At 38.6% G+C, this 21,957-nt stretch carries 21 protein-coding genes, 2 tRNA genes and 1 rRNA gene; 9 read left to right on the forward strand and 15 right to left on the reverse strand.

Features of this window, described 5'->3' with window-relative positions; genetic code table 11:
• Positions 1 to 9: 9 nt before the first annotated feature.
• Genes BUB71_RS08300 through BUB71_RS08315 form a run of 4 tightly spaced genes read right to left on the reverse strand, consistent with a single transcriptional unit; the run spans position 10 to position 5,723 of the window.
• On the reverse strand, positions 10 to 1,581 hold the full coding sequence (locus BUB71_RS08300; RefSeq protein ID WP_073154368.1) for a hypothetical protein: 1,572 nt from the start codon (positions 1,579 to 1,581) through the stop codon (positions 10 to 12).
• Positions 1,578 to 2,459 carry an ABC transporter permease gene (locus BUB71_RS08305; protein WP_073154369.1) on the reverse strand — a complete coding sequence of 294 codons (882 nt, stop codon included), beginning with the start codon at positions 2,457 to 2,459 and terminating at the stop codon, positions 1,578 to 1,580. The genes BUB71_RS08300 and BUB71_RS08305 overlap by 4 nt, the downstream gene beginning before the upstream one ends.
• A complete protein-coding gene (locus BUB71_RS08310; protein ID WP_073154370.1) occupies positions 2,434 to 3,405 on the reverse strand; it encodes an ABC transporter ATP-binding protein in 972 nt (323 codons plus the stop codon). The genes BUB71_RS08305 and BUB71_RS08310 overlap by 26 nt, the downstream gene beginning before the upstream one ends.
• Positions 3,405 to 5,723 carry a hypothetical protein gene (locus BUB71_RS08315; RefSeq protein ID WP_139279033.1) on the reverse strand — a complete coding sequence of 773 codons (2,319 nt, stop codon included), beginning with the start codon at positions 5,721 to 5,723 and terminating at the stop codon, positions 3,405 to 3,407. Before BUB71_RS08315 ends, BUB71_RS08310 begins: the two co-directional genes overlap by 1 nt.
• Positions 5,724 to 6,043: 320 nt before the next feature.
• Between BUB71_RS08315 and BUB71_RS08320 the strand changes: the two genes are divergently transcribed.
• From BUB71_RS08320 to BUB71_RS08335, 4 genes are all read left to right on the forward strand, one after another.
• Positions 6,044 to 6,472 (forward strand): DUF2621 family protein, encoded by a 429-nt coding sequence (locus BUB71_RS08320; RefSeq protein WP_073154372.1) that lies wholly within the window; start codon positions 6,044 to 6,046, stop codon positions 6,470 to 6,472.
• 170 nt (positions 6,473 to 6,642) lie between these two features.
• On the forward strand, positions 6,643 to 6,858 hold the full coding sequence (locus BUB71_RS08325; protein ID WP_073154373.1) for a cold shock domain-containing protein: 216 nt from the start codon (positions 6,643 to 6,645) through the stop codon (positions 6,856 to 6,858).
• Positions 6,859 to 6,993: 135 nt separating this feature from the next.
• Positions 6,994 to 7,368: a winged helix-turn-helix transcriptional regulator gene (locus BUB71_RS08330; protein WP_073154374.1), complete on the forward strand. Its 375-nt coding sequence runs from the start codon at positions 6,994 to 6,996 to the stop codon at positions 7,366 to 7,368.
• Positions 7,369 to 7,565: 197 nt separating this feature from the next.
• Positions 7,566 to 8,978 (forward strand): MFS transporter, encoded by a 1,413-nt coding sequence (locus BUB71_RS08335; RefSeq protein WP_073154375.1) that lies wholly within the window; start codon positions 7,566 to 7,568, stop codon positions 8,976 to 8,978.
• A gap of 378 nt (positions 8,979 to 9,356) precedes the next feature.
• Here BUB71_RS08335 and BUB71_RS08340 read toward each other — a convergent pair whose 3' ends face one another.
• Positions 9,357 to 9,734: a YybH family protein gene (locus BUB71_RS08340; RefSeq protein WP_084731301.1), complete on the reverse strand. Its 378-nt coding sequence runs from the start codon at positions 9,732 to 9,734 to the stop codon at positions 9,357 to 9,359.
• Positions 9,735 to 9,846: 112 nt separating this feature from the next.
• On the opposite strand from BUB71_RS08340, the gene BUB71_RS08345 reads away from it, so the two are divergent.
• On the forward strand, positions 9,847 to 10,185 hold the full coding sequence (locus BUB71_RS08345) for a winged helix-turn-helix transcriptional regulator (RefSeq protein ID WP_340148295.1): 339 nt from the start codon (positions 9,847 to 9,849) through the stop codon (positions 10,183 to 10,185).
• Between the two features lie 112 nt (positions 10,186 to 10,297).
• Here the strand turns inward: BUB71_RS08345 and BUB71_RS08350 are convergent, their stop codons facing one another.
• Positions 10,298 to 10,489 (reverse strand): YbdD/YjiX family protein, encoded by a 192-nt coding sequence (locus BUB71_RS08350; protein ID WP_073154376.1) that lies wholly within the window; start codon positions 10,487 to 10,489, stop codon positions 10,298 to 10,300.
• Positions 10,486 to 12,555: a carbon starvation CstA family protein gene (locus BUB71_RS08355; protein ID WP_073154377.1), complete on the reverse strand. Its 2,070-nt coding sequence runs from the start codon at positions 12,553 to 12,555 to the stop codon at positions 10,486 to 10,488. Before BUB71_RS08355 ends, BUB71_RS08350 begins: the two co-directional genes overlap by 4 nt.
• A 559-nt stretch (positions 12,556 to 13,114) precedes the next feature.
• On the opposite strand from BUB71_RS08355, the gene BUB71_RS08360 reads away from it, so the two are divergent.
• Together BUB71_RS08360 and BUB71_RS08365 are read left to right on the forward strand one after the other, a co-directional pair.
• A complete protein-coding gene (locus tag BUB71_RS08360; RefSeq protein WP_073154378.1) occupies positions 13,115 to 13,552 on the forward strand; it encodes a MarR family winged helix-turn-helix transcriptional regulator in 438 nt (145 codons plus the stop codon).
• 603 nt (positions 13,553 to 14,155) lie between these two features.
• Positions 14,156 to 15,403, forward strand: coding sequence for a mannitol-1-phosphate 5-dehydrogenase (locus BUB71_RS08365; protein ID WP_073154379.1), 1,248 nt, complete (start codon positions 14,156 to 14,158; stop codon positions 15,401 to 15,403).
• Positions 15,404 to 15,845: 442 nt separating this feature from the next.
• Here the strand turns inward: BUB71_RS08365 and BUB71_RS08370 are convergent, their stop codons facing one another.
• The 4 genes from BUB71_RS08370 to BUB71_RS08385 form a co-directional block, all read right to left on the reverse strand.
• Positions 15,846 to 16,196, reverse strand: coding sequence for a hypothetical protein (locus tag BUB71_RS08370; RefSeq protein WP_073154380.1), 351 nt, complete (start codon positions 16,194 to 16,196; stop codon positions 15,846 to 15,848).
• An 85-nt stretch (positions 16,197 to 16,281) separates the two neighbouring features.
• The gene (locus BUB71_RS08375; RefSeq protein ID WP_073154381.1) at positions 16,282 to 16,623 is read right to left on the reverse strand and encodes a hypothetical protein; all 342 of its coding nucleotides are present in this window, start codon (positions 16,621 to 16,623) and stop codon (positions 16,282 to 16,284) included.
• A 201-nt stretch (positions 16,624 to 16,824) separates the two neighbouring features.
• Positions 16,825 to 17,991, reverse strand: a complete 1,167-nt coding sequence (locus BUB71_RS08380; RefSeq protein ID WP_073154382.1) for a cytochrome P450 — start codon at positions 17,989 to 17,991, stop codon at positions 16,825 to 16,827.
• Positions 17,992 to 18,555: 564 nt separating this feature from the next.
• Entirely contained in the window at positions 18,556 to 19,449 is an 894-nt protein-coding gene (locus BUB71_RS08385) for a LysR family transcriptional regulator (protein WP_073154383.1), read from the reverse strand.
• Positions 19,450 to 19,573: 124 nt separating this feature from the next.
• Here BUB71_RS08385 and BUB71_RS08390 point away from each other — a divergent pair, with 124 nt between their 5' ends.
• Together BUB71_RS08390 and BUB71_RS08395 are read left to right on the forward strand one after the other, a co-directional pair.
• On the forward strand, positions 19,574 to 20,119 hold the full coding sequence (locus tag BUB71_RS08390) for a dihydrofolate reductase family protein (protein WP_073154384.1): 546 nt from the start codon (positions 19,574 to 19,576) through the stop codon (positions 20,117 to 20,119).
• A gap of 24 nt (positions 20,120 to 20,143) precedes the next feature.
• On the forward strand, positions 20,144 to 20,650 hold the full coding sequence (locus BUB71_RS08395; protein ID WP_073154385.1) for an SRPBCC family protein: 507 nt from the start codon (positions 20,144 to 20,146) through the stop codon (positions 20,648 to 20,650).
• Between the two features lie 139 nt (positions 20,651 to 20,789).
• Here the strand turns inward: BUB71_RS08395 and BUB71_RS08400 are convergent, their stop codons facing one another.
• The 4 genes from BUB71_RS08400 to BUB71_RS08415 all read right to left on the reverse strand — a co-directional run.
• On the reverse strand, positions 20,790 to 21,443 hold the full coding sequence (locus tag BUB71_RS08400; protein ID WP_084731303.1) for a L,D-transpeptidase family protein: 654 nt from the start codon (positions 21,441 to 21,443) through the stop codon (positions 20,790 to 20,792).
• Between the two features lie 147 nt (positions 21,444 to 21,590).
• Positions 21,591 to 21,666: transfer RNA gene (locus BUB71_RS08405), tRNA-Ala, on the reverse strand.
• 20 nt (positions 21,667 to 21,686) lie between these two features.
• Positions 21,687 to 21,763, reverse strand: a tRNA-Ile gene (locus tag BUB71_RS08410).
• 119 nt (positions 21,764 to 21,882) lie between these two features.
• A 16S ribosomal RNA gene (locus BUB71_RS08415) occupies positions 21,883 to 21,957 on the reverse strand; the annotation flags it as partial.

The raw sequence follows: 21,957 nt of genomic DNA on the forward strand, positions 1-21,957 counted from the left end.
AACCATTATCTAGGGTTCTATAGAAGAAAAATAATCTTTAACAAAATCTTTCCATTCAGACGGTATAGCTCCTTGATCAATTGCTTGTCGAGCTTCATTTTGATAATTTGCAAAGACTTGATCATAAGGTATAAGGCTACCTGCCTCGGTTGTTGGAGATTGTCCTGTCTGTTGATCTACACCTTGCTTACCCAGTGGTCCTTTGTCCTTTATAATCGGCCCAGTTCCTGGTGTCTTCTGCTTTGGAGCGTAAATCCAATTTCGACTACCTGCTCCTTTTCCATAGCTACTGCTTTGTTGTTGTTCCGTCTGCTTTCCATCAGTCGAATCTCCTTTTTGATTACCGCCTGAAGCTCCTTTTCCTTGCTGTCCTTGAGAATCTTGCCCACTACTTTGCCCATTTGCCTGTTCTGTCGAATTTCCTTCTTTCTGTGTGCCGTTTTGCTTTGGTGTTTGTTTTGTAGAGGCTGTTTGTTGATTCTGTTCTAATGTTTCCGTTTTACTAGCAGCGACAGTTTGTTGCGTTTCGTCTATTGTTTGTTGATCTTGTTGCTGTTGTTGTTGCGACTTAGCCGCAGCAGCAATCCCTTTTTCCATTGGCTTTTGTTGCAAAGCTTTTCCAAATTGTTGCTCGGTTTGATCAGAGGAATTTGCTGCTTCTTGACCTAACTTTCCAAGTTCATTTGCAAGCTCAGATCTTTGCGTAGGGGAAAGTTTAGCAAGCGCTTGTTGGATCGCTTGTTCCCTTTTTTGCTGATCCTGCTGCTCTTCGAGTTGTGACTGAATCCCTTTTAATTGAGGATATTTCGACAGGATTACTTTCATTTTTTCATTCGTTTGCTCATGCTTTTTCATTTGCTCTTGTAATTGTCGCAGTCTTTCTTCACTTTTTGCCAATTCCATTGCAGCATGGGACTTCTTGCTACTTTTAGCCAGCTTCTCCTGTAAATCTGTTAATTCTTTTTTTAGCTCTTGCTTCACTTGAGGCGAGAGTTGACTTTTCATGCTTACTTGCTGTTCTTGCTTGACAATCTTTTTCCATTGTTTTTCAATCAACTTTTGCTCTGCTTGTTGCTGGATTGCGATCTTCTGCATTGGATTTGGTATGAATATCAAGGTGAGGAGAATCAGCAATAGACTAGGGAGCCAATATTTTTCTGACCCCTGAAACCAATGAAACGGCAAGGCATGATCTGTTGCAAGACGATCCCTCAATTGCTGTTGGGCCTCTTCTTCCTGTAAATGAAAAAGCGGGCTTTTTGCTTCTTTTTGGCTTAGTTCCCATCCTGTAATCAAACGATCTTCTAATTTTAAATACTCATCCGCCCAACGAATGGTCTGCTCCCAGCTTGGTTGACGAAAAAGTGCATATAAAATCCCCCCTACTGTACCGATGAGGATCAAAATTCCCGCACCTATTGGTGCATCAAGCAACGGTAGTGCACGTGCTAAGAGAAGCCAACATAATCCCAACAGACAACCAATACCAAATCCGATCTTCCCAGCATTCCAAAAATGTTGTTTTAAAAGATTTTTCTTTATTGGTTGTAGCAATAGCAACCAAACCGGGTGCTTGCTCATTTCTTTTCTTCCCTTCTTCTCCATTGAAATCGATGGGGCATCATCATATATGAAGCTGCAATCAATAAAGCAAAGGAAGTAATGAAGTAAAAAAGGATATAGAAGAGATAAAATGGAATATATCCTCCGATTTTCGTATCAAAATCCCCCATAAAATGAAATATATCAAGCAAAGAGGTTACTGGATGGATCGCCATCAAGAGTTCAAATACTAACGGGATTTGATTCCCATGCATAAGATTTTGTGTAAAAAATGAGCCGACAACAAAGGCAAAATAACCAACTACGGCAATCCCAATTCCATGGAAGAAAACAGCTAGATAAGAAATAGTAGTCGCTACCCCTGTTCTCTTGATCCAAGCTGAGAAAAAGATACCTAAACTACTATAGAAAAGCATTGTCGAAAACAAGTGAAAAACAACAAGGATGAGATGCCAAGTTGTGATGCCGCCAAAACCATAGACCATGACATAAAACGGAAGCGAACAGATAAATAGCATAAGCATAAAACTTAATGAAGCCATCCATTTCCCAATCACAATTTGTTTAGAGTCAAGATTAGTTGTAAGCAATATATAGAGAGTTTGTTTCTCTCGTTCGCCGCTGATCATACTAGAAGTGAGTCCTGGTAGCACAAATGCCGCTGTCATTAATTGCAAAGCAGATAAAAACAGAAATAATCCAATACTATTATCTGCATCAAAATGATCACTTTGCGTATCAAACGTAGAAAAAAAAGAAAAAACGAATACTCCTAATACAATTAAATATGCAAATAATATGATAGGAGTCTTTCTGGATTGTATTCGCCTTTGCAATTCTTTCACTAAAACAGGATTAAGCAACCAATCCTTAAATCGTTTCATTCGAATGCTCATTCACATTTGCCTCCTCTCGTTGCTCCGTCACTTGTAGAAAAACATCTTCAATATTGACGGAAACCTCTGCGAAATGAACAACTTTTATCTCTTTCGTAATCAAATTCATAAGGATATCGGCTTGTTGTTGTTCATTTCCCACCATCTGAATCAGCAATTGTTCTTGATCTTCTTCTACTGATTGAACGTTAGGATCTGCTTGTAGTAACTCTTTTACCTCTTCAATTTGTTGATCTGCTAGTAAGCGCAACTCTAGCAAACGCTCTTCTTTTGGTTTTTGTATCAACTGATCAACAGGCCCCGAGGCAATTAATTTTCCGTGCTCCATCACACCAATTGTATCGCAAAGATCAGCTAACTCGGGCAGTATATGAGAACTAATCATGATCGTTTTTCCCATTGAACGAAGTTCTTTCAATACTTCACGAAATTCAATACGAGCTCTTGGGTCTAACCCTGAAGCAGGTTCATCTAAAATCAAAACTGCTGGATCGTGTACGAGCGAACGCGCTAAACCTAATCTTTGCTTCATGCCTCTGGATAGACCATCAACGGGTTGCTGACGTTTATCTATTAAATTGACTAATTCTAATAAATCAGTGATGACACGCTGTTGTATTTCTTTGTCCACACCATAGCAAGAAGCATAAAATTCAAGATACTCGTAAGCTGTCAGATTGTCATAGACACCGAAAAAATCAGGCATATAACCGATTAATCGTCGGACTTGATCTCCTTGCTTTACAACATGAAAACCACCAATTTCAGCATGTCCAGATGTAGGTGTGAGTAACGTTGCTAAGATAAGCATGGTAGTCGATTTTCCAGCACCATTTGGTCCAATAAATCCAAAGACTGTCCCTTGTTCGATCTGAAGATGTAAATTGTCTAAGGCAACCAAAGATCCATTTTTATACTCTTTTCGCAATCCTTCAATTTTGATCATCAATGAACCCTCCCTTCCACGATCAGTGACGGTAAAGAAAAATAAGCACCAATTACGCGCAAGTGAATCTCTTGATTTGGTGATAAATAAGCCATCTTGTCCATTTGATTAATCGGATACTCCCATTTATTTGTTTTCCAATTATAAAATTCGAACATCCATGAGGGTACTGACTTTAATGCAGGAATTGTTTTTCCTTGATTCACTGCGAAACTCGGATTGACCTGAGTAAGCTCGATTCGTGACAGTGATTCCATCTGATGATCTAATGTAAATGAAAAAATAACCTCTCCTGGCTTTGACATTTGAACGCTTTGGCTTTTGCCGTCGTTGTTATAAATCGAATATTCATCAGAAGCAGAAATAACTTCAGGTTTTAAAAGCCCCTGCGAATAAAAAATTTCCTTTTGTTGATTTGCAACGGATATGCTATTGCCGACAACCATAAATTCACCTGACAGAGTGGAAGAATGATCTTTAATCTGACTAGGTAATAGTGGTTGATGCACCCAACCCACTACATTGATATCGTTTTTAACAACTAAAGGTTCAGACCGAAACAACTCTTCTACCATATTTCTCCGATACTTAGTCAATGACCAGGTGTTAGTCTGACCATATGAAGTACGAATCCATTGTTCATAATCTTTTTTAGACATTTGAACCACTTTTGACTGTTTAGGTTGTAAGTCTCCAACATGCAATTGATGATTCTTTACAAACAAACTAACATCTTTGATTGGAAATTTTGTCTGATTGATCACATCGATACTAAACATGCCATTACCATCTTCTTCTACCTTTGCTTGAAGGGTACCACCCAATGAACGAATTCCTTCTTGCAGAAAACTACGCATGGTCCATTGTGGAACATCTGGGAAGCGAATCGAAGCATCTTGATCTGGATCAAGAAAAGCAGCCACTTCTTTCTTAGAACTATTAATAGTTTCATTTTCTCTTAACATCGGATAAGCAAATGACTGTTTTGTTTCTACTTCATATTCATCTGCGCTTCCTGAAATAAACGATGTATAGGCGCGGATTTTTGCCTGTCCCGAGTTGTCTAGGATTGCATAACCATATTGATAAATCGGTAGTGTCCACCCTCGGGAAAAATCGGAATATACATAATAAAGGACACTAAATAGAATCGAGGTAATTGGAATCACTAGCCAAAGTTTCGCTACTTGTTTCTTTCGATAGCGAATCCAAAAATAAATGATGAACAATCCTAAGAGATATGTAAGAAAAAATGTGATTAAGATTGACTTAGAGGGGCCATATTTTTCGGCTTGATTTTTTAAAGCGTTAAGAAAAGCCCAACTATTATTTTCTGTTATACTCTTTCCCTGCAAAGGGCTACGATCTTCTGATGCCTGATCACGATGATAAGAGTATAACTCCTGATTGATCCGACTATCTGTGGTTAGATCGGCTAATGATGCTTGACTCAACGGATAAGCAGCAACATAGATACGTCCTTCACCCAAGGTTCTTTTCGAAATCAATGCCTGCTGATCTAACGTCAACATTACTTTTCCTTCAGCTTGCATTTGGTTTTTTGAGTAGGTAATGTTTTTTTCTGGAGAGGTTGGAGTAGCCTTTGCTTGTAAACTCCCCGTATCTGCAAGTAATTTCATTGGTAAAAACCGTTCAAATGCTCCAAAATAAGCAGTAGATTTTCCTCCACCTACTAATAATTTCCCTCCCTTCCAAACCCATGTTTCTATTGCTTTGATCTGGTCAACGGAAAGTGACTGCTCTTGTAATGGGTCTATCACCAAGACATCTAAACCTGACCAGATTTGTCCATGTATCGGTATATCTTTTAATTTCAAATCATAAATTCTTGTGCTACCATTTGTACTTGTCGCTTGGTTGCGAATCTGTTGGACGGCAGTTGCTTGATCCGAAACAATACCAATCGTTGTGTTCTGCAAAAGTTTTTGCGGAACTAGTCTTGTTGAAACAATCGATTGATTCCCATCCAAAACTGTTACATACGCTGGATCTAGATCGGCGGGCATCATTAGCTGTACCATTTTTGTTGTTCCGGGTGATAGATCAATTGATCTCTCAATTGAAGCACTTTCCCGCTGATTATTCTGATCCGTTCGAATTTGTATTTTACCTTGAAAATGATCTCCTTTATTTTTTACTTCTACCTGAACCGGAATTAGTTCATCTTTGTACTCTCCTTGAAATCCAACACTTGCGTGTAATTCGATGGTTGACGCAGGTGCAGCAAAAAGGTACTGTGGAAAACTGATCAAGCTACAAAAAATCAAGCTAATCAAAAAAATAAAACGTCTCCTCATGCAGTCCATTCCCTTCATCATTTAAACAAAAATACAGTTTTGCAAACCATTACAGCTCACTGTATTTGGTTAACGAAAGGTCTCCCTATATTCTGACTCATCAATTGTTCAATAAAATAATCAAGAATAATTAGTGTCTAAATTACTATATCAATAAATGAAAATCTATGCTTGTCAAAAAACAATTCATCTATATATATGAAAGCACTTTCATATCAAAACATATATTGGAAATGTTGTATCATTCCTCATTACAAATTGTAATCTCTAGCAACAAATCGCTATAATATATGTAGGAATGATGAAAGGACGTGTTTGCTATGGGACCCTTATGGCTGCAATGGTTCTATCTACTTTTTTGGCTTACCTTAATCAGTTTGATGAGCATCGGTGGCTATTTTATGTTCCGTAAATTTTTGAAAAGTTTACCAAAAAAAGATGGAAAATCTGCACTCGATTGGCAAGAATATTATATTCAAGAAACCATTCATCTTTGGACAGAGGAGCATAAAAAATTGTTAAATGAACTAGTTGCTCCTGTTCCTACATTGTTTCGAGATGTGGCAAAACAGTCTATTGCCGGGAAAATCGGACAGCTTGCACTTGAAGCGAAGGCAACAGAAATGAAAGAGGAATTTATTATTGAGGGGTACATTCGAGCGACTCCAAAGAGGGATCATAAATGGTTAACTGAAACATTAAAAAAGAAAAATATCGATTTTAATCCATATAAACATTTACTTGGTTAATTATATAATTATTGATTGTTATTTTTCCCTTTACCTGCTATAATCTAGTTATAATGTTACAAAGCACGTAAAAAGTGGTTCGAAAGTCAAGTATGATTGGCCTCTTGTTTTTACAATAGGTTCTACGTTTGGCAATCACCCGCTTTTTAATGCTTGAAGGAGGCCCAATCATGAAGGGTAATGTGAAATGGTTTAATGCAGAAAAAGGCTATGGTTTTATTGAGCGCGAGGATGAAGGTGGCGATGTATTCGTACATTACTCCGCAATCCAAAGCGAAGGCTTTAAAACCCTAGAAGAAGGCGAACCAGTCGAATTCGACATTGTCGAAGGAGAGCGTGGTCCTCAAGCAGCCAACGTTGTTCGTCTTAATCAAGTTCAATCATAATCAACTACTCCTCGTGTGAGTAAAGATATATGAGAGACAGAGTACCGTACAAGCGTTTTGTACGGTACTTTTTATTTCCCTATAAATTGCTATTCTAGTATTATCTTTTTAAATGGAAATAGGAGAGGTAAAAGAATGTCAAAACTAAAGAAAAAGTATCGTTCTGGAATTGAAGCAGCACTAGAAGTGATTGGGGGGAAATGGAAAGGAATTGTCTATTATCACTTATCCCATGGAAAGAAAAGAACACAGGAATTAAACCGTTTAATTCCAACGATCACAAGGAAAATGTTGGTAAAACAGCTTCGGGAGCTAGAGCGAGATGGCATTGTCGAGCGCACTGTCTATGCAGAAGTACCACCCAGAGTAGAGTATGAATTAACCGATTATGGACAAAGTTTAAAACCTGTGCTCAACACCTTCTGTGAATGGGGAGAGAGTCATTTAGAACAAGTATATGGAGATAAAAATCATGTACTTGACCAATTTTCAGATCTAAATCATTGCTAAAGAAAAAACAAAAATTTGTACATGGCATTGCTCGATGATCCCTTAATTGTATCATCGAAGACCCAAGCACACTTCAAAGTGCCTACTTTCATTTATCCATAAAACTCTTCTATAATTGTAGCAATGAGAGCTGAACCGGTTCAACTCCTCCAATCAATGATCTAATCAAATCAGATGATCAAAAGGGGATAAATGGAATGGACAAAAAAAATGAAATGAACTTATATGCTTGGAGTTTATTACTGATACTTTGTGGAGCTATATTTTTAGAAGGAATCGATGTTGCCATGCTCAATGTGGCCCTTCCTTCGATCCGAAATGATCTAGGAATGTCAACCACATCATTAAGTTGGGTGATCAGTTCCTATGTCATTGGCTATGGAGGTTTTATGCTATTAGGAGGCAGAGCCGCTGATCTCCTAGGGCGTCGAAAAATGTTCCTCATATGGTTGTTTATCTTTATCCTATTTTCTGGACTAGGTGGTTTTGCAACCGAAGGATGGGTGCTGATTTTAGCCAGATTTGTAACAGGGATAGCAGCCGCTTTTATGGCTCCTGCTGGTTTATCGATTATTACGACCAGCTTTCCTGAAGGACCGCTGAGGAATCGAGCACTCATGTTTTATGCGGGAACAGCTGCCGCTGGATTCTCTTTAGGTTTAGTGATCGGCGGATTACTTAGTCCGATTAGTTGGCGTTGGGTTTTCTATGCTCCCGTTATTTTAGCGATCATGATTCTGATCGGTTCTTTTATCCTGATTCCTAAAAAAGATGACGTAAATCCTACTAACCAAACCTTTGATCTCGCAGGTGCTTTAAGTATCACCGGATCGATGATGTTACTAATCTTTTCGATTGTGCAATTGGGTGAAGCAAACTCAGACTGGCGGATCACCCTAACAGCATGTATCATAGGATTCATCCTTTTTATCACTTTTTTGCTGATAGAACGGAAATCAAAATCACCACTTGTAAGATTAGGCATTCTTCGTTCCGGTTCGTTACTCCGAGCCAATCTAAGTGCTTTATTATTTGCTAGCTCATTCTCTGGTTTTCAATTTATCGTCGTCTTATATTTACAAGAATTGCGCGGTTGGTCACAAATCGAAACAGGTCTCGCAATGCTAGTGATCGGGATTGATGCCATTCTGGCACCTACACTTACACCATGGTTAATTCAAAAGTTGGGAACCAATCGGGTCATCTTTGGCGGATTGCTTTTAGCGGCACTCTCTTACACCTTATTCCAACCCATTGAGCTCGATTGGACTTACAAAGCGATGTTCCCCAGCTTTATCATACTGGGTCTCTCCTTCGCACTCACTTATGGGCCGCTTACCATCGCAGCTACTGATGGAATCGAGGAAAAGGAGCAAGGTTTAGCAAGTAGCCTTCTTTACACTTCCTTCCAATTCGGCGCCGCGCTCGGACTCTCAATTGTCATTACAGTAAGCGTTACGGTTACGGGTGCAAATGACTCGCCTCAGGCTATCTTAGAAGGGTATCAAGCTGCACTATTGATCCCACTAAACGCAGTCTTACTCGGTGGAGCTGTAACTTTTATTGGACTTTTTTCAAGAAAAAAAGCCTCATCTGAAGCATCAGAATGAAGAAAAACCTTTTGAGCGAGTGGAGAGGTGATCGGCAAAGCTCCATTTAGGGCGCAACTTAGCGGAATGGCAGCTGAAGCGGTATTTTCTATGCGGGCAAACTGTTCGAGTCTCCGCAGACGGATGCCGGAGGAGACGAGTTTTGCCCGACCGCGAAAGCTGTCAGAACGCAGGCAGTCTCACATCCTCGCAAGCCCAGGTCACCGCGAACCACGATCACGAGCCGCCGACCACACGACTTTGTCTACACTCTGAAGCATCATCTGAGGCATAATATACTGAAATCCCATAATCACAAAGTTGCTCAGAGTTCCCTTCAGGGGTTCATCTGAGCAACCTCTCTTCTTCACGCTGGTTAAGTTACGATTCTTTTCTTCTTCAATTAAAAGGCATTGTCGAAAATGGGTGGTCTACCACGTATCTCCAGCTACCATCTGTTTGTTTCCTGATCATCTCACTTGTAATCCCCTCGGCAAGTACTTCATCACTCTTAATATCTTTTAAGATAAAATGAGCTTGAAGCAGAGCAAGATCATCGTTAACAATCGCATATTGATTATGAGAAACCATTCGCCCATTTAAAGCAAGTAGGCCTTGCAAGTCTTGCCGAATTTCATCAATTCCTTTTGCAATCTGCTTATTCTTCGCAACATGAATCGCTGTAGGTTCATATAACGCTAACAGTTGATCAAGATCACCTGAATTATACGCAGTAGCAAACGCCTCATTCATCTGTTCCGGTTTCCAAACTGCCATTATCTTCCCTCCATGATCTAAGTTAAAATTAGTCTAATATGTAATGAAGGTATCTACAAGAACGCAGATTTCCCTGACTCAGTCAGAAAGAACTGACTAAGGAGGTATATGAATGATGCCCAATCAAGATCATTCAATAGGATGTAGTGTTGAGCATGTGTTAGGGATGGTAAGCGGCAAATGGAAACCGATCATCTTATTTGAGCTATTCCAAGAAACAAAGCGTTTTAGTCAACTACAGCAAGCAATCCCAAATATAACACGGCAAGTCTTAACGACTCAGTTAAGAGAACTAGAAAAAGATGGACTGATCTCTAGGAAAGTATATCCTCTTGTCCCGCCCAAAGTAGAATATACGATTACCAACTTAGGTAGGAAGTTTAAAGGTGTGTTAGATCAAATTGAACAAATCGGTGAATCAATTGTAAAGAAGAAAACGACTTTAAAATAGTTATTTCTAATCTCTTTTCCAACCAATTATCTGTAAAAAATCTATGTTGTATTCCTTTAGGAATGAAAAGCCTTTGTCATATAGAGGACAAAGGCTTTTTACTTTCTCTGTCTTAACAACAGCGACGGATCGTTCCACCTCCATAGCGTTCATCGATGGCTTGTCGATGGAATTCTTTTTCACTCAGGATTTTTTCATTTGGATGATATTTTTCCATGTGATCGACATATTGTTGGTAATTTGGCACTCCAGCAATGGCATTTAAATAGTCAGCCACTGCGACAAATGGTTTGAGCCAACTCACATGCTTCCCTCCTTCACAGGAATATATGGAGATTCATGTAGAGGTAATTTCTTCTTGCTGACTAATACTTGGTAACAAACGCGAGCAGCATCGATCACAACAATCGCTACCACAATCATAAAAATGCATGTTAGGATCGCATCAATTTGGTTGTTCATCACAATTTGATGCATTTGATCCATTGTTTTAGCTGCTCCGATGACTTGCCCTTTATCAATTGCTGCTTGGTATTTTTGTGCACCAGCTAAAAAGCCATGTGCAGGATTTGTAGAAAAGAGCTTCGAAAAACCCGCTGTCATGGTTACACTAGTCAGCCAAACGAGCGGCACGACCGTAATCCATGAATAGATCGCCTTGCCCATCTTGACTAGGATGACTGTACCAACTGCTAAAGCGATCACTGCTAACATCTGGTTGGAAATGCCAAATAGCGGCCATAATGTATTAATTCCACCAAGTGGATCAATTGCACCTTGGTAGAGAAAATAGCCCCAACCAGCCACAACGAGTCCACTCGCCAAGATATTAGCCGGATACCAATCTGTCTTCCCTAATTTTGGCCAAACTTGGCCCAGCAAATCTTGCAAAATAAAACGACCTACCCTTGTTCCTGCATCAACGGTAGTAAGAATAAAGACTGCTTCAAACAAAATGGCAAAATGGTACCACAGCGCCATCATGGTCTTTCCACCGATAATTTTTGAGAAAATAGTTGCCATTCCAATTGCAAGAGTTGGAGCCCCACCGGTTCGTGAAAGAATTGTTTGTTCACCGATATCTTTGGCAAGTGTATTCAATTGATCAGGTGTAACTGTAAAGCCAAGCGCTGACACTGCCTTTGCAGCACTCTGTACATCGACGCCGATCAATGCTGCAGGACTATTAATCGCAAAGTAAGTTCCAGGTGTTAATACACATGCAGCGATCAAAGCCATAATTGCAACAAAAGACTCTGTCAACATGCCGCCATAACCAATCATCCGAGCTTGCGATTCTTTGGTGATCATTTTAGGCGTGGTTCCTGAAGAAACGAGTGCATGGAAACCAGAAATTGATCCACAAGCAATCGTAATAAAGAGAAATGGAAATAAATTGCCCGTAAATACTGGACCTGTTCCATCAATAAACTTTGTTAATGCGGGCATGTGTAGTTCTGGCATCACAATCAAGATACCAATTGCGAGTGCTAAAATGGTACCCACTTTTAAAAAGGTACTTAAATAATCACGAGGAGCAAGCAGTAACCATACAGGGATGACAGAAGCAACAAATCCATAAATAATCATCATCCAAGAGATGGTTGTCGCATCAAAAGTGAATAAAGGTCCCCAAAAAGGATCAACGGCAACATATTGACCGAGGTATAAAGAGATCAGTAACAATACAAAGCCAATCAGTGAAGCTTCTAATATCTTTCCAGGTCGTATATAACGCATATAAATCCCCATCAAAAGAGAGATTGGGATCGTCATTGCGATAGTAAACATGCCCCAAGGACTTCCCGTGAGTGCTTTCACAACAACTAAGCCTAAAACAGCGATCAAGATAATCATAATCGCAAGAATCCCGATCATTGCGATTAAGCCCCCAACTGGACCAATCTCTTCACGAGCAATCTCCCCAAGAGATTTACCTTTTCTACGCATGGAACCAAATAAAATAATAAAGTCCTGAACAGCTCCACCAAGCACGACACCAAGAATAATCCATAGCGTACCAGGTAAAAAACCCATCTGAGCAGCGAGAATAGGTCCAACAAGAGGTCCTGCACCAGCGATTGCGGCAAAATGATGACCAAAGAGTACCCATTTATTTGTTGGGACAAAATCTTTTCCATCATTATAAACATGTGCAGGGGTTTTACGATTATCATCTAGAGCAAATACTCTTCTAGCCATAAAACGACTATAAAAGCGGTATGCAACTGCGTACGTACAGACAGCAGCGGTCAACAACCATACAGAATTGATTGTTTCACCTCGCTTGAGCGCTAAGATTCCAAATGCAGCAGCGCCAATAATAGAAATAACAGCCCAAAGCAAATATGACCACCAATGCTTTTTCAATATGTTCACCTCTTTAATTTTAGATAATAACTTTATTTTATTATATTAATCTTATTTGTGAAAGCGTTTTCTTATATGTGTAATTATAAATCTTTTAGCGTGCCGATAAAAATAGATAAACAACACATCCCATTGAGATACAAAAGTTTCTATACAATCAATAAGAATTCTTTTTGTATGTTTTTCTCATATATTTGACAAGCTACATTCAAAAAAAGGCGATCAACATCCATCCCAAAATATAGAATGTAATAAATTTTTATATCTTATATCAAGTAATAAGCGACTCTCATCACTACAATTCCCTTTTTGACAAATATATATATAAGGAGAAGAATCGATAGTGAATGAATACAAACTCAGAAGTGATCGGATTTTCAACTTCACAACTTGGCTGAACCATATTAAAAAAAGTATAAATAGAAATGAAATTTTGCGTAGAAGAAGGAAAAAAATCCCCTATACAGAGCATATACTTTCCTTTCATTTCCATCTTTTCGTTTGCTTTGTGCTTAATTTCTTAGTACAATGATGAAAAGATAGTAGTTAGGTGAGCGTGATGAATCCAGCACTTCTAGGTGAATTGATCAATGAAATTTTAGTCAAATCCAAAATACTTGGATCGTCTGATCAATCATTTATACCAGGACTTACACCTAGACAAATACATATGATTTTAAAGATTGGTACTGAAATATATAAACATGGACAATTGGCCAATAAATTAGGAGTAGACCCATCAACACTTTCCCGAACATTACAACCATTGATTAAAGTTGGCATTATTTACCGAAAGCAAAATCCCCTCTCCCGCCGGGAAATTTTAATTCAACTTTCTCCCAAAGGATTAGAAGTACTTGATGAAATCAAGGAAAAAATAAACGAGATTTGCCTACAGATATTGGAACAAGTTCCAAAACAACAAAAGGAAATGATTGAAACAAGCCTCCTTTTGTTACTAGATATCTTGAAGAATACAGAGTTAAAACATAGTTAAAAGTGGTACCTGATTTGTGCTAGTGTCTGTTAGTTTGTTAAGCCAACTCTCAAGCACTACTTACTTATTACTTAACGAAGCCCATTGTCGTTTATAACTCCATATCAATTTGTAGCTTATATCGGCGAGTTGATGTTACCTTGAACAAGTAAACATGCCATTTAATATATATGTACGACCTGAACTTGCGGCATCCTTCAATTTATATTATCAAGTTCCGAACCAGTTTCCATGAACAGATGTAGTACTTTGTCTACATCTTTTTGTAACTGTAATCGTCGAGACGATTGGGGTAATCTTGTAGGACTTGGGTATATACTTGTTGGACTTACTTTCATCGCGAAAAAACCAATCAATTACAAATAATTTAACTGCATCATAAAGAATGTTAGATAAATCGAATATCTAAAGTATATAAAGTCATGTGATCTGCTCATAATCGTGATTCATGGCAAAGCTCCATTTCGCTAAGTGGCACTCGAAATGGAGCTTTACTATTCACTCCTTCCTTATTTATTAGAATTTGTCTTCATTTCCTATATAGATTTATAGACTAAATTGACATAAAATAAAAAACTGCAAATGATGGGGAGGTAAATAGTGATGAAAGTCGTTCATTTTGGTCCCGGAAATATTGGACGTGGTTTTATAGGCAGTCTTTTAATCCAAGAAGGACATGAAGTAACTTTTATTGGCGTGAATGAAGATTTAGATAAAGCACTAAACGAGCAAAACACCTATGATGTAGAAATTCTAGACGATGAACCTAAGATCATTCAGGTTGATCATTTTAAATCAATTAATAGTCGAACAAATAGCAATCAAGCTATCGAAGCAATCGGCCAAGCCGATTTGATAACTACTGCGATCGGACCAAGTAATCTAAAAAGTGTTTCCTCCTTAATAGCAAAGGGTTTACTAGAGAATATCAACAATCCTAGATATATTCATGTAATTGCCTGTGAAAATATGTTAAACGGCTCGCAAACACTTAAACAAGAGGTTTTATCTCATTGTTCAACTCAAGAAAGGGAATGGCTGGAGCAATGGGTTGGCTTTCCTAATGCGGTGATTGATCGGATTGTCCCCTCAGAAAAATCGAAAGAATCTTTAACGGTTAAAGTAGAACCATATTTTGAATGGGTGATTGATAAAGGTGGTTTAAAGGGAGATTTAGAAATTCCCCATGTAAAAATCGAAGAAAGGTTGACTCCTTTTATTTTTCGTAAGCTATATACGGTTAATACGGCACATGCAATCGCTGCATACGCAGGATATCAAATGGGAATGGAAAATATTGATGAAGCAATAAAACATAGAGATATACGTATGCTTATTCGGAAATGCTTAGAAGAGTGTGGTCAATTAATGACCAGAAAGCATGGTTTTCACCCACTTATACAAGCTCAGTATATAGAAGAAACACTCAAACGTTTCAGCAACCCACATTTTATAGATCCAGTCGCCAGAGTTGCTCGTTCTCCTCAACGAAAATTAGGACCCGAAGATCGATTATTAGGACCTGCACTCTATCTATTTGAAGAACAACTGAAAGAGCCGCGCCACTTGATTAAAGCTTGTGCAATTGCACTTAGTTATAATCATCCTGATGATAAAGAAGCGATGGAAATACAGGAGAATATTCATAACCATGGAGTAACACAGACTTTTGCAGATATCGCTAAACTTCCACATTCTCATCAATTAGTGAGAGAAGTATCGGAACAATATGACCAATTACAGACCAAAGGGATTAGCAGTTTTTTAAAATCGCGTCATTTACCCCCTCCTCAACGGGGATACTTTCCTGTTATCACAAGAAGTAAAGGCAAGGATGAACGAGATATGTAATTTAACTGACCCAATCCCCTTCCGCATAAAAGCAATGCAAGTCTACAAGCGATTTAAAGATTATCATTCTATAATGGATGTGTAAAAAAGACCGATATTCATAATAAATATCGGTCTTTACCCATTTATTGGTCAAATTAGCGCTCATCATTCGTTTGCTGATTTTGCCCCTAAGATGAAGCATGATGTTAAAATGAAGATCACACAAAATAGATTAGTGTTGGAGCTAAGCAAGATCGAGCCGCTGACCACCTGCATCCACTTTTACCACTTCATCTTATGTATGCAAGATTGTTGAATTCTCTTGTTAAAACTATGATTTGAATTCTTATATGTATTTTTCATTCTAGGGTTTATCATATTTCACATAGTGAATTCGGTTGCATTCAATTGAATACTTCTGCGAATTACTTGTCCAAACAACGCCGTTTCATCTTTGGTATTACCATTGTTCAATATCTGATCTTCTCTTAGGGATAAAATAACTTTCTTTACACATAAAAGCACCTGCTTCACTATATTGATTATTCATAACCAAATTTGAGACTTTAGAACCTGCTGATGACTCAACAAAAAATTGCATATCATCTATCGATTCCCAATAGAGATCAAGGATTACTTGTATAGGCAACAAATTTTCTGGAGTACCTGAACCAGTTGGATTAAACTTTGTGATCTGAATGCGACGCAAATGAGATGCCTTAAAAAATTCAGGCATAATTTGTTTGACTAGAAACTCTTCGAACATAGGTAAATCAATGATTTTTTGGAAGATAATAACAGACTTAACCACAATCTCCTTTTTCCTCTCTGTCTTATTTTTTACATAATATCATATACAGATAATTAAAAGTTTATATGTATAGCTTACATACATTTCATGGTCGATGAATTTGTTCAGGAATTAAATACATCTCATCACCCACAAAAGTACCAACTTCTCCGAATGGATTATTTATCAATAAATCTAATAATTCAGCCCCATGGGTTGAGACCATAAATTTATTCATATCCTCGGTTGAGTCAAAATAAATTTCGAACATAAACTGTATCAGTGATAAATTTTTTGGAGTAGGATCAACAGATGGACCAAAACTTGTGATTTGAACACGATATATAGTAGTAGAATTTAAGGAATGAGGAATTACTTTATCGTTTAGATATTCCTTAAAAGAGGATATATTATTAATTCCTTGAACAAAAATGCTTATTTTGTGCATAATATCTTCCCTTTCTATTTTTAGATGATATTGAACACTTTATTAATAATTTTTTTACCTTATGTAATGCTGAATAGGAGAAGATAGTGTGTTCTACCTACTCTCCTGCTCAGCAAATATTAAAGTTATCATCAAAGAATTGTGTTCGTATAGTGGTATCGTTTTGACTACAAATTGCTTCGCAAAAAACGAGCTATAGAATCAACGTTTCTCAAAAGTGATCGGTAAGTCATTCAACGCATAAACCAAATGGCTTTGTCGAATAGATAGGTTCGCATTCTCCTCCAGTCGGATATTTTTACATTGTCCAAATACTGTTTCAAAAGCAATTTTCGTTTCTAAACGAGCAAGCGGAGCACCTAAGCAATGATGAATCCCATATCCAAATGCCATTTGAGAATGATTATTACGATTGATATCGAATTGTTCAGATCTTGGGAAAACAGATTCATCATGGTTTGCAGCACCTAGCCAAACAACAACTAAGTCACCTTTTTTTATAGAGTGACCCTGAAAATCAGTATCCTCTTTTGCAATTCGGTAAGTACTCTGAACAGGGGAGCGATATCTCATAACCTCTTCTATTGCTTTGGGTATGTCGTTAAAATTCATACTCAGATGTTCTTGCACCTCTGGATGTTCTATAAAAGTTAACATGGCACTTCCGATTAAATTAGTTGTTGTCTCATTCCCTGCGAGTAATAATAAAATACAAAACCCTAATAAGTCATCTGTGCTTAAACGCTTCCCATCTACTTCTGATGTTAGTAACTGGGAGATTAAATCATCTTGTGGTTCTTTTTGACGTTCTTCGATTAACAATAAGAAATATTGCATCATCTCATTTTGCGATTGAAAATAACTCATAGCGCCTTCTTCTGATTCACTTGGATCATTGAAAAAAGCTATCGACCATTTTTTAAATTGATCTCGATCCGAATAAGGTACACCTAACATTTCCGCAATCACTTGAATCGGTAATAACGTTGCAAAATCCTGAACACATTCCATACTTTCGTCTTCCAACTTGGCGGCTAATAAATCATTTGCTATTTTTCGAATCTTTTTCTCTAATTTAACGATCGACTTTATAGTGAAAAAATTTGAGACCAAAGATCGCAATTGTTTATGTCTAGGGTTATCAGTAACAGTCATGGCTCGACTATATGGATTATCGTCAGTTTTAGGCATAACTTCAGAAGAAAAAATTTGATGATTGACTAAAACATCTTGAATTGCAGCATGAGGAAATATTTGCCATGCACCCTCACTACCAAAAATGGTCGTAAAAGCGGGATCATATGTAATAGGCTTATTCTTTTGCATATATTTATACCATGAAACAGGATTAAATGAATTTTTTTGCATATAATTACTCCTTCTGCAATTTTTTAGAAACGTTGCGAAAATCTCTTAGATAATATCAAATAATAATTATTCTATTTGATTCCGTATAATTGGATTTTATCGAAAAAAATTATTATTCAATAACTAGACATTAGCCTCAATCCTTAGCTTTTAAACCTAAAATTATATGATTTTTTCCTGGTATTCTGCTCTCATTGGTTTGTATTAGATAGGAACATTTTAAATAATGGTACCTTCTCCTCTTGCACAGTGTTTTGTGAATATTCCCGGGATACAGTCAGGAAAAATGAGTGAAACAGATTTTCATTGCGTATCTATGTATTGATGCTAATACCAAATGCTGCTGTCATTCGTTTTTCAAAAGTAAAAAAGACCCTAGACCCAATGAAATTGCCTGTTCTAGGGCTACAAATGAGAGTTGGATTTGCTACCTTCATTTCTATATCATCAGAAACATCTCAGGATCGGCAAAGTGAATCTCGTTTTCGTATAACGTATTCATTTCAGACCAACGAAACAGAGAACGGCCGCTTTAAGAATGATGTTACGTTTATTGCTCTTGCCCTAGAACTTCCTTCTCGCTTCGTTAGAAAAATAGTCAATCGTATATTCGCGGAATGCCCGTGCTGCCTTGGACAGAAAACGATTTTCCATCCATGCAAGGTACAATGTACGCACACAAGCGGGTTCGGTAATTTCTAGCAGCTCGAAGGCATCTTGATTCCTGTCCACATTCTGTGGAGGCAAGAACGCCACTCCAACACCCGCGCTGACAAGCGAACTAATAGCTGCTGGTTCGTCCATCTCACATACTAATCTTGGCGAAAATCCAACTTCGCGACAGAAGCCGTCCTGTATTTCTCTTGCGCTGGTTCCCTTTTTCAACCCTATGAACAGTTCATCTTTAGCCTCTTCCAGCTTGATGCTCCCCCTCCCTGCCAATTTATGCGACTTGGGAACTGCCAGCTTTAGCGACTCAGTAAGCAGAAGATGCCCACTAATGCCTTCTTTTGTAACCGGCGGATACGCCATATAGAAGTCAACAGCTCCCTGTTCTAACAGACTAACCCGATGGTCCATGCGTCCTTCTTGCAAGATTCGGAATTGCACATTAGGATAACGCACAAGAAAACCTCGTAACAAATCCCTAAATCGAGGAAGCGAATACGCCACGAATGATACAATTCCTTTCTCCAGCCCTGCCATTTCCTCGACTTCCAGTCGTCCTTTTTCGAGAGCAAGCAGTGATTGCTCTGCATACCGCAAAAACTTACGACCATAATGATTCAGCTTGATATTCCTACCTTGCCTATGGAACAAGGGAGTTCCCAAATCCTTTTCAAGCTTCGCAATCATCGCACTTAGGGAAGGCTGAGCAACCTTTAGTTCTTTGGCAGAGTTCGTCATATGCTCGTTTCGAGCAACTGTACAAAAATAGTGAAGTTGTAGTAGATCCATAGCTCCTCCGAAGTTTATAGATATTCATAGGCAATTGCATATAAGTTTATTTATAAATATATATTTTTCATTATATCAAAACCAATATAGAATGAAGCTAACCAAAAGAAAAGGAGTTATCAAAATGAGAAAAATTGTAGCTTCCCTCTATATTTCACTTGATGGGGTGGTGGAGGACCCAAGATGGACGTTCCAATTCATCAGCGACGAGCAGATGGCATACAAACTTGAAGAGCTTAAGTCGGCAGATGCGCTTCTGCTGGGTCATACCACCTATAACGAATTTGCGGCAACATGGCCAGGCATGAGAGAGCAAGCGGGGGAATATGGCGAAATGATGCACAATTATCCAAAATATGTTGCTTCCTCCTCCCTCACTAATCCGGAGTGGAACAACACGACCATTCTAAAGGAGAACCTTGATGAGCGCATCGCAGAATTAAAACAGCAGCCTGGTAAGGATATTCTGGTATTCGGCAGTCCAACCCTCATTCAATCCCTGACGGAGCAAGATTTGATCGACGAGTATCGTCTCATGACCTTCCCAGTCCTTCTTGGAAAAGGCAAGCGACTTTTCCAAGAAGGGCACGAGAAAAAAGTGCTTGAACATGCAAGCACCCACACGTTCGACTCCGGCGTGACCGTCCTGACCTATCGGCCTGCAAAATAAAATCACTGAGAAGTGGTGAAAACAATGAATGCTAAATCTACAGGCTTGCAATCGATCACATATGAGGAACACGATATCGTATTACAGCAGCTATTTGCCGCGCCGCGCGAGCATGTTTGGAATCTCTTTACCAAATCGGAAAACCTCATCCATTGGTGGGGACCGGACGGTTGTTCAATTCCGAATTGCATGGTTGATTTTCGCCCTGGCGGAATATGGCATTACAGTGTTCGTTTCCCTGATGGTCGCATACTGTGGTTCCTGAATACATACCGTGAAATCATTAATCAAGAGCAAATCGTTTTTACTCGTGCCTTCTCGAATGAAACCTGTCAAACATTCCATGATTTCCCAGAGCATGAAGTTCGCTTGACATTTGAGGAGCTGAACAAGCAAACATCTGCGACTCTGCGAATTGCATGCGCTTCAGCCGATGATATGCGCGCCACGGTAGAAATGGGCATTATGCCAAGATTTGTGGAGAGTTGGAACAAACTTGCCACCTTGATTGAAGGTAGACAGGGGTTCTAAAGGACATACGGAAACCGTTAGGGGTATTCCCACTTACAAAGTTCATAAAAAAAGTCCTTTTCTTTTAAGCAGAGGGCTTTTTTTAAGTCAGAATAGATATACAATTCATACCATGATCCTTTATCGACTATCATAGATTTTATTCCAATAAACCCATCTCAAGATATTCTTCCATAGCTATTTGGCCTGTAATCGGCATTTTGCGATCTCTTTGAAATTTCTTTACTGCTTTTTCTAGTTGAAGACCAAAAATTCCGTCTTGTGGTCCTGAATAGTATCCCGCTGCCAATAGTCTGTTTTGGACCAATTTGACCAATGTTCCACGACTCCCCTGCACCAATTTTTTTATTTTCCAATGTTCATTTCCAAAAATGGGACCATCGATAATGATTTTTGTTCCTACTGGAAGCATTTCATATATTTTTTCGATATCTGTATTTAACATGCGAATACATCCAGCGCTTGCATCAAAACCAATCGATCCAGGACGATTGGTTCCATGTATTCCATAGATCCCCCAAGGTACATTAATTTCAAGCCAGCAAGATCCAAATCCACCTCCCCAATTTTTAGATTTATTTTTCACAATCCATTTACCAATGGGTGATGGTGTTTTTTCTTTTCCTACAGCAATTACGAATTCTTTGTAGATCTTATTTCCATTCATTACATAAAGACGATGTTCCCATAAGTCAACACGTACCCAAAGTTTTTTTAACTCACTCTGTATTTCGCCCGAAGCAGTAAACATTAAGTTACAAATAAATAGCATCGATAAAAGAATTTTGATCACTTGAATCACCCTAAAAATTATTACTAGGATGCGCTAACAATAATGATAAGCGTATAGAATCCCTGCTATATGAACATATTTTTAAGCTAACCAATTCTTGTATTTTTATTCACAAAGAAAAACCCTTGCATTTGCAAGGGTTTGTTGTGGTGGAGCTAAGCGGGATCGAACCGCTGACCTCCTGCTTGCAAGGCAGGCGCTCTCCCAGCTGAGCTATAGCCCCATATTCAACTTTAGAATCTGTGGTGGGCCTAGGCTGACTCGAACAGCCGACCTCACGCTTATCAGGCGTGCGCTCTAACCAACTGAGCTATGGGCCCGCAACCTATGTAGTTATTCTCTCAAAACTAAAGAGTGAGTTTCCATGCACCTTGGTTCGTGATCGATTCCTAGCATCGATCGTATTTGTACCAGACGTTTAGTCTGAGGTACTCCATAGAAAGGAGGTGATCCATCCCCACCTTCCGGTAGGGATACCTTGTTACGACTTCACCCCAGTCATCTACCCCACCTT

Origin of the sequence: Seinonella peptonophila (assembly GCF_900129355.1) — a bacterium.
Lineage (GTDB): Bacteria > Bacillota > Bacilli > Thermoactinomycetales > Thermoactinomycetaceae > Seinonella > Seinonella peptonophila.